At 48.3% G+C, this 11042-nt stretch carries 12 protein-coding genes; 9 read left to right on the top strand and 3 right to left on the bottom strand.

Annotated features, from left to right (window positions below; genetic code table 11):
- The first annotated feature begins 217 nt into the window (after positions 1 to 217).
- The 4 genes from RMO27_RS09810 (at position 218) to RMO27_RS09795 (ending at position 3224) form a co-directional block, all read left to right on the top strand.
- The gene (locus tag RMO27_RS09810; RefSeq protein ID WP_309731850.1) at positions 218 to 1585 is read left to right on the top strand and encodes a DUF4335 domain-containing protein; all 1368 of its coding nucleotides are present in this window, start codon (positions 218 to 220) and stop codon (positions 1583 to 1585) included.
- Positions 1586 to 1660: 75 nt separating this feature from the next.
- Complete coding sequence (locus RMO27_RS09805) at positions 1661 to 1876, top strand: hypothetical protein (protein ID WP_309731847.1); 216 nt, start codon at positions 1661 to 1663, stop codon at positions 1874 to 1876.
- 30 nt (positions 1877 to 1906) lie between these two features.
- A complete protein-coding gene (locus tag RMO27_RS09800) occupies positions 1907 to 2281 on the top strand; it encodes an NINE protein (protein ID WP_309731845.1) in 375 nt (124 codons plus the stop codon).
- Positions 2282 to 2519: 238 nt separating this feature from the next.
- A complete protein-coding gene (locus RMO27_RS09795; RefSeq protein WP_309731843.1) occupies positions 2520 to 3224 on the top strand; it encodes a helix-hairpin-helix domain-containing protein in 705 nt (234 codons plus the stop codon).
- Here the strand turns inward: RMO27_RS09795 and RMO27_RS09790 are convergent.
- The gene (locus tag RMO27_RS09790; protein WP_309731841.1) at positions 3221 to 4036 is read right to left on the bottom strand and encodes an anti-sigma factor; all 816 of its coding nucleotides are present in this window, start codon (positions 4034 to 4036) and stop codon (positions 3221 to 3223) included. The genes RMO27_RS09795 and RMO27_RS09790 overlap by 4 nt on opposite strands.
- 8 nt (positions 4037 to 4044) lie before the next feature.
- Complete coding sequence (locus RMO27_RS09785) at positions 4045 to 4602, bottom strand: sigma-70 family RNA polymerase sigma factor (RefSeq protein ID WP_309731839.1); 558 nt, start codon at positions 4600 to 4602, stop codon at positions 4045 to 4047.
- Positions 4603 to 5101: 499 nt separating this feature from the next.
- Between RMO27_RS09785 and RMO27_RS09780 the strand changes: the two genes are divergently transcribed.
- On the top strand, positions 5102 to 5746 hold the full coding sequence (locus RMO27_RS09780) for a hypothetical protein (RefSeq protein WP_309731838.1): 645 nt from the start codon (positions 5102 to 5104) through the stop codon (positions 5744 to 5746).
- Between the two features lie 191 nt (positions 5747 to 5937).
- Positions 5938 to 6861 (top strand): DUF1517 domain-containing protein, encoded by a 924-nt coding sequence (locus RMO27_RS09775; protein ID WP_309731836.1) that lies wholly within the window; start codon positions 5938 to 5940, stop codon positions 6859 to 6861.
- Positions 6862 to 6992: 131 nt separating this feature from the next.
- Here RMO27_RS09775 and RMO27_RS09770 read toward each other — a convergent pair whose 3' ends face one another.
- Positions 6993 to 8309: a HAMP domain-containing sensor histidine kinase gene (locus RMO27_RS09770; RefSeq protein WP_309731834.1), complete on the bottom strand. Its 1317-nt coding sequence runs from the start codon at positions 8307 to 8309 to the stop codon at positions 6993 to 6995.
- Positions 8310 to 8455: 146 nt separating this feature from the next.
- Between RMO27_RS09770 and RMO27_RS09765 the strand changes: the two genes are divergently transcribed.
- The 3 genes from RMO27_RS09765 to RMO27_RS09755 form a co-directional block, all read left to right on the top strand.
- Positions 8456 to 9163 (top strand): HEAT repeat domain-containing protein, encoded by a 708-nt coding sequence (locus RMO27_RS09765; RefSeq protein ID WP_309731833.1) that lies wholly within the window; start codon positions 8456 to 8458, stop codon positions 9161 to 9163.
- Positions 9164 to 9392: 229 nt separating this feature from the next.
- Positions 9393 to 9926 (top strand): phycobiliprotein lyase, encoded by a 534-nt coding sequence (locus RMO27_RS09760; protein WP_309731831.1) that lies wholly within the window; start codon positions 9393 to 9395, stop codon positions 9924 to 9926.
- 183 nt (positions 9927 to 10109) lie between these two features.
- Positions 10110 to 11042, top strand: a 933-nt coding sequence (locus RMO27_RS09755; protein ID WP_309731830.1) for a DUF3474 domain-containing protein, incomplete at its 3' end; no start/stop codon positions are given.

Raw genomic sequence — 11042 nt, 5'->3', positions numbered from 1 at the left:
TCAAGCTGTTAGCTAGTAAATATCAATTGATATTTACTAGCTAACAGCTTGGGGAACATTTAGAGTGAATATCGCTCGAAATGTTTAGCGAGATCGAGCAAGCAAGATTGGCGATGGGTACTTTGGTAAAGTAAGCAGCAGCTAGAAATAGATAGGTATTATCGATCGCTTGATATAATCGGGTTACATATATTCAATTTTACGGAACTGCATCACCATGACTATTCGCCGTCAGTATAGTTTGCCAAACTGTACCCTCGTTCTCGACGGGTTGAGTGATGGCACCTCCACCTCTGGCGTCTCCGATCCACGTCCCGTCATGTCCAGTTTATTTAATGCTGAATGTCACTTTGTCGGGTGCGAACGGCCATTAGTTGGCGGCCGAGATTTTTTGACTAGTCTCGTCACGACAGTCAGCAATTATGCCCAAGAATTTCTGAGCGGGATTCCGCACCCAGTCAAGTCGCCAGCCGCTAATAGCATCGTCTCCCTCGTCAAAGGCGAACGCGCGAATATTCATCAATTGGCAGCGACGCTAGATCGTGACGCCGATCGCCCTAGCAGTGGGACGGCAATCGTCGAGAACCAGCCCACACAGATTAATTTATCGACGGTGCAACTGTTCGATCTACTCGAAGCGATCGATCAATTTCTCGCCGACAGACGGACGTTGCCGGAGATCATGATCCCGCTCCAACCAATCGCCAAAGCGATCGCCAAACCGATCGCCGCCCAAGCAGTACCAGCAGGATTGGGACTGGCGAGTTTAGTCGTGGCTGGTTTGATCGGCTATGCACTGCCCGCGCCCCAAGTGACAGCACCAAAATCGAGCGCACCGACACCGGTAGTTGCCCCCAAAACGCCCAACGCTACCGCGCCAGATCCCGTCAAACCAGCCAGTCCACAGCCGGCTGCAAGTACCTCGCCAACCCCTGTTAGTGCGACACCGGGCAAAACTGGAATCATTACCGAAGCGACCCAAATCGGCTTTCTCGAACGCAAACTCCAGCGCGATCTCCGCCAAAATTGGCCGACAAGCGATCGAGTTAAGCAAGCTGCTAATTTCCAAGTCAACGTCAATCAAGACGGCCAGATCGTCAGTTATCAGCCCACTGGGAAGACAACTGCCGACCAATCCAAACTGACGCCACTCCCCAAACTCTCCACCAAAAATACCGACCCCAATCAAGCGATCGGCAATTTTAACGTTGTCTTCAATCCCACGGGCAAAATCGAGATTCAACCCGCCGTTCCAGTTCAGGGCACGATGAATCTCGGCAAAGCCATTAGCGATCCCAAATTACAGACCAATCTCGCCACCCAACTCAAAACCACACTCCAGAAAGCGATCGCGCCAGGGAAACCGATCGATTCGCAAAATCTCAACTATCGCGTTGCCGTCACCGCTACTGGTGAAATTGCCGATTACGAGGCCGCAGATCCCCGCGCTGCCGATAATCAAGCCAAAACTCCCTTACCTAAATTAGCCAAATTCAATCCCCAAGCAGCAATTTCCCAAGAACCCCTGGCTCAATACCAAGTCATCTTCCAACCCGACGGCAAAATTTTAGTGACGCCAAAATAAATTGCACCGACGTGTGAACATATTGCGCAGTGTGCGGTTGACAGCCCTAGTCAGGACTGACAAAATAGAGGTTATATGGACAAACTTACGCCACCGCAGCCGAAGTCAAGATCGTGGCAATTGTTGCCCTATACCCTACTGGGAACGATCTTGTTTGCTGGGGTATCTAGCGCTCATTTCGATAACCAATTTTTCTCGGTCTATCTAGTCTTACTCGCCGCACAATTGGGTACAGTCGGGATCTACTGGATCGTGGGTTGGCTAAATGCGAAAAATCGTCAAAATCTATAGCCAACTACTGACTTATCTATGGAGCAAATGATGAGGAACCGAACGGCAGCAATCTTAATTTGCTTTTTTGGCGGCTTTTTTGGCATCCATAAATTTTATTTAGGTAAGAATGTTCAAGGCGTCCTATATTTGATTTTTTGTTGGACGTCGATTCCCGGCTTGATTTCTTTCTTTGATTTTCTCGGATTATGCTTCATGTCCGATCGCGAGTTCGATGCGCGATTCAACTATGATACTGCGCCAACTGCCCTCAATCGGGGGACGAGTTATCCAGTTGTCTCGCCCAGTAAATCTGCCAAAGATGCGACGGCGACTTTGTACGAACTCAAGCAATTATATGAGGATGGCATTATTACCGCAGAAGAATACGAAGCTAAACGTCGGAAAATGTTAGATGAAATTTAAGTTAGTGGAAAGTGAATAGTGAATAGTGGATAGTGGAAAGAAAACTTTACTAGAAACGATTCTTATCTGCACCCCGATCGCCAAAAAGCAGGAGTTTAGCAGCCCACATCTGGATCCAGATAGAGATCGAGACTGGATATAAATACCCGTTCTATTCACTATCCACTATCCACTTTTCACTGTATCGATCGCTTGAGTTAACCGCAGGGGTTGCCGTTTCAAGGCAGCAATTAAGCTGATGTCTAATGTAGCTCTGAAAAAAATTCCCGACTGGGTATGGTGGTCGCTATGCCCGATCTTTGGTGCGCTGACGATCGCTTATGCTGGTTACACGACCAAAACCGATCGCTGGTTGCAAATTGGCGGTGTCCTGAGTGCGATCTCCTTATTGGCAGCCTTTTGCGGGCAATCATGGCTGGTATATCTCGCCATGCCAGTGCAATTTGCGATCGCGATGAGTATCAAAAATCCGTACTTAATTAAAAGTGCGCCGCGCGGGGCGATTTTGCCGACCGATCGCCAAACAGCCACCTCGATTGCCAGTATCCGAGGCAAAGTCGATATTAATAAGTGCTCCAAAGACGATCTCGTTCATGTCTTGGGATTGCCGATCGCCTATGCCAATAATATCGAATCAATCAAAGCCGAAGGCTATATGTTCATCCAGCTAGAGGAACTAACTACCCTCGCTGATGTGCCCGAAAAATACTGTCAAGCGATCGAGCCGATGATTGCCTTTAACTATTACGAACAAGCTGACGATCCGATCAATTGGCAACGCTTGAATGTCTTGCCGATGTCGGAACTCGTCGAACTCGGACTCGATCGAGATAGTGCTGCGGCGATCTGTACCGAGCGGCACCGCCACGGTGCTTACCGTTCCCTGATCGAAGTCAAACGGCGGACTGGACTACCGATCGCGCTGTATAAGCATTTGATCTAAATTTCACCTTCGATCGTAACTTCACCAGCGGCGGCTTGAGCTGATTTTTGTTCGATCGTCACCATCACCTTCGTGGCTTTCTTCAAGCTATCGAGGGGAATTTTCACGAACACCTTACCATTTTTGTCTGGTAAGAAATCCGCGCAGCTCATTTCTTCATCGCCCATAATTGCCCAGGTTCGATAAACCTGTCCAGATGGCAGCGGAGCGACTTTGGAGAGGACTAATAAGGCGATCGATTTGTTAGGGACTACAATCAAATTCCCCGCTCCTGTATTCTGTGGCATGTTCTTGAGTGTGACAAACCGATTATTCGGCTGTTGGAGCAGACTGACGAGGGATCGATCGTCATTAATTGCTGGTACCGTTTTTGGCTTGGCGATTTTGGCAGTCTGGAGATCCTGCTTGACTGTGGCTAGTTCCTGGCTCAGATGATAGTTGTACCAACCCAACCAACCGATCGCCAGTAATTCCAACCCCATCGCGATCGGTTTCCAGAGCGGCATCGACTTCCGCCGCACCTGACTCATCTGACTCACCGGCATCATTGCACTGAAATCGGCTGCTGGTTCAGTGGTGGCAGCTTGGAGAATCTGCGATCGCAATGATGCTGGCGGACGATCTGCGGGTAAAGTCAGGGGTAATAAATCCAATGGCAACATCAAACTAGCAATCTCCGCTTGGGATTCGGGATGGGCGAGTAGATACGCCTCCACCTGCTCGATTTCAGCCGGAATGAGATCGCCCAAAACATAACCAGCCATTAACTCTGACCAAAATACGGATGCGGGTAGCGGGGAATTATCTGACATGAGATTAGTTAGTCTACTAAATCTTGGAGCAGTTGGCGGAGTTTGAGCAATCCTTGGCGGGATCGAGTTTTAACGGTACCTAATGGTAGATCTAGCTCCTGGGCGATTTCTGATTGACTTTTGCCTTGATAATAACCCATTTCCAAAACTTGTTTTTGGGTAGCGGGCAGTGCTTGCAATGCCAATTCCATCCGTTCTTGCAATTCTGCTAGGGTCGCTGATTCGAGCACTTGATGGCGATCGGCTTGAGGTAAATAGTTACCCACCCGTTGCTGCAAATTGTGTTGCGAGCTTTGCTGCTTGAGTCGATTGAGGGCGCGCGATCTGGTAATTGTCAACAAGAATACTAATAAGGTACCGCGATCGGCATCATATTTGTCCACCCCGCGCCAAAACGCGAGAAATACTTCCTGAGTCAGATCTTCAGCTTCGGTAGGATTGGCCAGCATCCGTAATGCTAATCGATAAACTACCGCTCCATAGCGATCATAGATAATCCCTAACGCATGGGTATCGCCCTGGCGTAACGCAGTCAAAACGTGAAGATCGGACTCATTCGCGAGCATGGATTTTACAAGAACCAGAGAACACCTGAGACCACATCATACCGATCTCTGAGTACTGTGGGACTACAATTGACATGCTCCTCGGCGTAAACGCACGAGGATTCCAAGAATCACTTCTTGGCTTTTCTGCTTCATCGCAACTGCCTCCACTCCCTAAGAAGATTTGGTCTGATGTTCGCTCCACAGACTAACCCCGCAAGCCCTGCGGTTCTACATCCAAAGTAAACCAACTAATTTAACGATGTCTTTCAAGGATGTTCCCATTGCCCCTCAAGCTTTTCCCGGTCTATCAATTTTTCCTCGCCGTTGCCAGTGTGCTGGCAATCTTCGGTGTTAGGCTTTATGTCTCCATTGTCGCGGGTTGGTCAACGACCACTGCCATTATACCAGAACAGAACTAGATGTCTGGCAAGCTTTTTAGCAATTACAGGCACCTATGGGAGGGCAGTAATTCATACACCTACGTTACAATTTGAAGGTTATTGACACTAACTTAGTAATGACTTACTTTTTTGTATTGATGCCGCCCGATTGGTCTGGTGCCGATCGCTATTTATGCAGACCGATAATCGGCAGTCGCGGAGCTATGCACGTACCTTGGCTGGCAGTTGCCACTGGGGTCGATCGTGGCAACTTTCAGTTCGTTTCAAGTCAGGATCTCGATCTCGATCTCGCCCAACAGACAATCGCCGCAGCTACCGACCAGCAAGAATCTCAAGCAGTGAGTTGGGACACGGTCGAAAAGCGCGGCTTAATTTTCAAGAAGCCTTATCTGCTCCGAGCGATTGTCCCTGGTCAAACAGCATCCACCCCGACGCCAATGGACGACCTCTCGTGCGAGCAAATGGTCAGTCCCACCGCCATGCTAGCGGCTAGTAATACTTTGTCTGCGCCGAGTCTGATGGCGATTATTCCCAAGCGCGGTTGGCTACTCGTGTGTCCTGGCAGAGCTGATGAATTGTCCAAACTCTCCCAGATGCACGATCTGGCTACCCAGTTGATGACTGGCGAAGATCGCGATCGCGTTCTCGGTAATGATGTCTTCTTTTGGGAAAATGGGACATTAACCGGACAAGCCGTGCGGGAGGAGTCATCGGGTTACGTCAGCCTCGGCCAACCGCAACCATCGGCGTGGTCGGTGTAAACTCGATCGGGGATCGCATCGGTTATCTCTACATTGATCGACATTTCTCCCTCCCAGTCCCCTGCGTTAAAGTTAAAGATATTCGATAACTAACGACGATCAATTGTCAAAGTCGTTACAGTAAAAGAATAGATAAGCTTTTAATCCAGGTGGTTATGATCGATAAACTGCGCGCTCTCCTTAAACCTATTGTGAAAACCTTTGTAGCAGTCGGACTAGTCCTCACTCTCGTCTTTGCGCAGACAGGCGATGCCCTCGCCGCACGCAGTGGTGGACGCTTTGGCGGTGGTTCTTTCCGCGCTCCTAGCCGAGGATACAGTTCCCCAAGTAATAGTTATCCCAGCCGTGGTGGTGGTGGGTTTTACCCTGGTGGTGGCTTTTCACCCTTCTATATCCCCTTCTTGTTCGGCGGTGGCGGTGGGAGCTTATTGTCGCTCTTAGTTTTAGTTGCAGTGGGTGGATTTTTACTTCAGACTTTCCAACGCGTAACCGGTGGCGATAATTTAGGTGGTGGGGATACATACAATCCTCAAGTGTCGATCGCTCAAATTCAAGTTGGGTTATTAGCTGATGCTCGTAACGTCCAGTCAAAATTAGACCAATTGGCAGAGACTGTCAATGCCGAAACATCGACTGGCAGAATGCACCTGCTCCAAGAAACCAGCCTCGAATTACTGCGCCACCCCGAATACTGGACGTACGGTAAGACCAGCACTCAACAAGCCAAACTAGATCGAGCTGAAGCCGTCTTCAATCAATTGTCCCTCACCGAGCGTGGTAAATTTACGACCGAAACTCTGAGTAAATTCAACAACCAAATCCGTCAGGCGAATGTTAATACTGCGCTCAACTCCACTGGCGAGTTAGCCACTGTCGAGCAAGAGCAAGAACGGGCAGAATATATCATCGTCACGCTGCTAGTAGCTGCAACTCGATCGATCGAATTGCCGAAAATCAACGGTGAGAGCGATCTCCGCCAAGCCCTCCAAATGCTCGGCAGTCTCGATGCTAGCTCATTAGTCGCGATCGAAGCCATCTGGACACCTCAAGCCAATGGTGATGCCCTCACGACCGATGATATCTTAGCTCACTATCCCGATCTCAAGTTAGTATAGTAGTCATCTATTAACTAAAAAGCCTCCCAACACGGGAGGCTTTTTGATGACTGAAGAATTGATATTAGTTATTCACTATTCACTATTCACTATCCCCTATTCACTATTCACTATCCCCTATTCACTATCCCCTAATTCCGATCTCCAACCGGCAAATTCACCGCAAACTCCGTCCACCCCGCAGCACTAGTGACATGAATTTGACCGTTTAATTGGGTGACTAACTTGTGGACTAGAGCCAAACCCAACCCACTCCCACCTTGCGCCGCTCGCTCGCCGCTGGGCACGCGATAAAATTGCTCGAAGATATGGGGTAAGTGTCGATCGGCAATTTCGGCCTGATTTTTGACAACTAACGTCAGCCACTCAGGATTGGGAGCATCGACAGCGACGATAATTTCGCCATCTTCACGGGTATATTTACAGGCATTATTTAATAACTCCGTAAATATCTTAGTCAAATAAGCGCGATCTGTGACGATCGTCGGCACCCATTGCGATACTGAGGTAATTAATTTCTGACGATCTGTTTGGGTGCGGTAATTGAATGGAGCGATCGTATTGGGCAACCAAGTAGCGATTTCCAATGATTCGAGATTTAATTGGTGTACCACTGGCGATGCTGTACCCAAAGAATGGGCTTCGGCGCGAGCATCGATCGCGTATTCCAATCTCTGAATATCTAAAATATTATCAATTAATTCGACTTCACGACCGCATTCTTGTTCCAAGATTGACAAGTATGTTTTGGCTTTGTGCCCCTCTAATAACTCGGCGATCTGGGGATCTGTATTCAGGCTAGTCGTTAACATCCGCACGGCCATTTTGATATTCATCAATGGTGCTCGCAGATCGTGGGAAATCTGATTGATAAAATGATCTTTTTGCTGACAAATAGATTCTAGATCGGTGATTTTTTCGATTAATTCGGCTAGATCTGCCAGCGGCGAGGAGCTAGTTGCCATCGATTTGGATGCGGAGTTAGTGGCGGCGAGTAAATTCATCGCCGTGAGTAATTGCTGCCCCAAGGCTTGCACCCAAGACAAATCCTGTGGCGTCCAGATACTATGGAGATGTCCCACCAAGCAGATGCGCCCCCACAATCCAGACTGGTGGTGTCGCTCTCCACCAAGATCACCTTCATACAGATGGGGTTGTTCTACTAAGGGAATAAATACATATCGATCGCAAATATTCAGATTCATCACCGTCGTCATCGCGGTAAATTCGACGAGTTCATATTGATGTAACCGCCGATCGATCTCAGCGGCTTTTTCTGGTTCCAAACTGAGGGTCAATTGTCCTAAATCTGGTAATTGGGCGATCGTTACCCACCGATGTAATTGGGATTGATATTGTTGAATTAAGACGCCATTGAGGACTAAGATTTCCTGAATTTGGGCGGCGGTCAGTTGACACAGAGCGGTTGAGTCGATAGGACTGAGCATGGATGATTGATTATCGGGGTTCCGTTGTCAGATAGCGATCGAGTTTGGCTGGATCTAGCAGATACTCTGGCACGAGCAACGAGCTGTCTAGCCCTGGGATTAATAAAATTTGTTACAATTTAAGAATAAATTATGGTAAAAAGTATATGAGCGATGCTCCTGAAGAAAAGTTTTCCCAACCAGATCCAGCAGCAACAGCCTTACTGGCACAACAGTTGGAGAGTCCGAATTTGCGCGATCGGATGGTCGCCCTAGCCTCACTGCGCAATGTCCCTGCTGATGTCGCCTTACCATCGATTAAAAAAGTGCTCAATGATGAAAGCCTCCAAGTGAGATCGATGGCCGTGTTTGCTTTAGGTGTCAAAGTCACACCAGAATCTTACCCGATTTTGATCGACATCCTGGCTAATGACCCAGATTACGGTATTCGGGCTGATGCTGCTGGTGCGCTCGGCTACTTAGAAGATATTCGCGCCTTTGAAGCCCTCGTCAGGGCGTTTTATGAAGATACCGACTGGCTCGTCCGCTTTAGCGCGGCAGTATCCCTCGGCAATCTCAAAGATCCGCGTGCTTTTGACGTGCTGATGCAGGCACTAGATTCACCCGAAATCGTCCTCCAACAAGCTGCAATTGCCGCATTAGGCGAAATCAAAGCGGTAGCAGCGATCGATAAACTAGTGACATTTATCGAGTCAGAAGACTGGCTCGTCCGCCAACGCTTGGCTGAGTCATTAGGTCAATTAAATACTCCCAAGAGTATTTCTGCGCTCAAGTATCTCACCAAAGATAGTCATCCTCATGTATCTGCGGCGGCTACTATTTGTTTGCAACGGATGGAAGCTGGGGAGAGTTGATAATTGATAATTGATAGTTGATAGTTGCTTTACCACCGGATGGGAGTTGGGAGCTAGAATGCTAATTCAAGGTTGAAATCGGTAACAGCCAAGTCCAAAGGATTTGGGAGTAGAGAGTTATACTGGTTACTGGCTTCGATCGACTGCGATGGAGATCGATTTCTAACTGTTAGGCTTTAGCAAATACTTCATACCTAACACCTAAAACCTAATACCTAATACCTAAACGATGAATGTCCGCGAATTTTTTGAATTAAGTGCTGGTAAATGGTTTTCCCAAAAAACCAGTCAGCACTTAACTTTGAAACAGTCAGAACAGGGAAAATCCGATCTAGTGATCGAGATCTTGCCCCCAGAACATCCGCAAGCGATCGATCTATGCCAACGCGCGGGCATCGACCCCAGCACGATTTGGGGTGGCGTCAAATATAGCTGGAAAGGTACCCTGAGTTGGGATAATCAGCCTCAAAGTCCCACCAATCGCCAGGGCGAAACGATCGCGATATCTGTCCCTGACGCCACCGCTGTTAATACTGGCAAACTGTTTCATGCCACCAGTGGCGATGCTAGTTCCCCGCGAGTAGCCCGCTACACATTGGGCGATGATGAGGCACTAACTTTAATTACTGAAGATGAGAATATCTCTTCAGAAGAACGTGTGTGGTTCGAGAGCAATAACGTCCGACTCCGTACCACGATCGTCACTCAGCCTAGCGGCGAGTCGATCGCTTCTTTTTACTCAGAAATCCGGATGGGTGGGTAAACTTTGTTACTCATTTGACGATCGCTTGTAAACATTCGATCCCCGATTTGAGACGACCCCAAGCCCACCACACTGCCAATTTGTCGCCAGATCGCCACAAATCTCGTGGTTTACCCAGTTGCGAAAATTGTGTCGGAGTGTAACAATGCGGTTGGTCTATTATCAGGTAAATTTTAAAAGTACGTGCAATCTAATTTAGTCGAGCCAGCAAGCCAGGACGCATCTACATTCGAGCGCGAAAGACTCCCTTTCACTATCCAAGATGTTCGATCGGCAATTCCCAAATATTGTTTTGAGCCTTCTACCTGGAAGTCTTTGTCTTATTTTTTCCGCGACGTTGTAATTGTAACTGGACTGTACGCGATCGCCTATAAATTAGACTCCTGGTGGTTTTACCCGATTTTCTGGTTCATGCAAGCGACGATGTTTTGGGCATTATTCGTGGTCGGACACGACTGCGGGCATGGTTCATTTTCCCGCCACAAGTGGCTCAATGACCTCGTCGGACACATCTCGCATTCGTTTATTTTAGTCCCCTATCATGGCTGGCGGATCAGCCACCGGACGCATCACAAAAATACTGGTAACATCGAAACCGATGAAAGCTGGTACCCCGTCACTGAAGGTAAATACGATGACATGCAGTGGTGGGAGAAGTTTCTCCGCTTCGATCTGACTTTATTACTTGCCTATCCTTTATATTTATTCCGCCGTTCGCCAGAACGTCCTGGCGGTTCTCACTTTCACCCCGCTAGTCCCCTGTTTCGCAAGTCCGAAAAGTGGGATGTCATTACCAGCAGCATCTGGTGTGCGGCAATGGTGGCATTAGTAGCCGCAGGCACATTTACCTGGGGTTGGCTATGGCTGGTGAAATTCTACTTGATGCCCTATCTGGGATTTGTAGTCTGGTTGGATTTAGTCACCTTCCTCCACCACACTGATGACGATATTCCTTGGTATCGCGGCAAAGATTGGTACTTCCTCAAAGGTGCGATTTCGACGATCGATGTTGACTATGGTTTCATCAATGATATCCACCACAATATCGGTACCCATGTCGCTCACCATATCTTCTTATCTATCCCGCACTACCACCTCCTAGAGGCTACAGAGGCG

The organism is Chamaesiphon sp. OTE_75_metabat_556, assembly GCF_031378165.1.
In the GTDB taxonomy this organism is placed as follows: domain Bacteria; phylum Cyanobacteriota; class Cyanobacteriia; order Cyanobacteriales; family Chamaesiphonaceae; genus Chamaesiphon.
Note: the sequence above shows the minus strand (reverse complement) of the source record. Positions and strands in the feature narration are given on the sequence as shown.

Coding starts and splice junctions, on each gene's coding strand:
- RMO27_RS09770 (WP_309731834.1), bottom strand. CDS start 8,309: ATGCTCAGTCCTATCGACTCAACCGCTCTGTGTCAACTGACCGCCGCC.
- RMO27_RS09760 (WP_309731831.1), top strand. CDS start 9,393: ATGAATGTCCGCGAATTTTTTGAATTAAGTGCTGGTAAATGGTTTTCC.
- RMO27_RS09785 (WP_309731839.1), bottom strand. CDS start 4,602: ATGCTCGCGAATGAGTCCGATCTTCACGTTTTGACTGCGTTACGCCAG.
- RMO27_RS09800 (WP_309731845.1), top strand. CDS start 1,907: ATGAGGAACCGAACGGCAGCAATCTTAATTTGCTTTTTTGGCGGCTTT.
- RMO27_RS09790 (WP_309731841.1), bottom strand. CDS start 4,036: ATGTCAGATAATTCCCCGCTACCCGCATCCGTATTTTGGTCAGAGTTA.
- RMO27_RS09780 (WP_309731838.1), top strand. CDS start 5,102: ATGACTTACTTTTTTGTATTGATGCCGCCCGATTGGTCTGGTGCCGAT.
- RMO27_RS09765 (WP_309731833.1), top strand. CDS start 8,456: ATGAGCGATGCTCCTGAAGAAAAGTTTTCCCAACCAGATCCAGCAGCA.
- RMO27_RS09805 (WP_309731847.1), top strand. CDS start 1,661: ATGGACAAACTTACGCCACCGCAGCCGAAGTCAAGATCGTGGCAATTG.
- RMO27_RS09810 (WP_309731850.1), top strand. CDS start 218: ATGACTATTCGCCGTCAGTATAGTTTGCCAAACTGTACCCTCGTTCTC.
- RMO27_RS09795 (WP_309731843.1), top strand. CDS start 2,520: ATGTCTAATGTAGCTCTGAAAAAAATTCCCGACTGGGTATGGTGGTCG.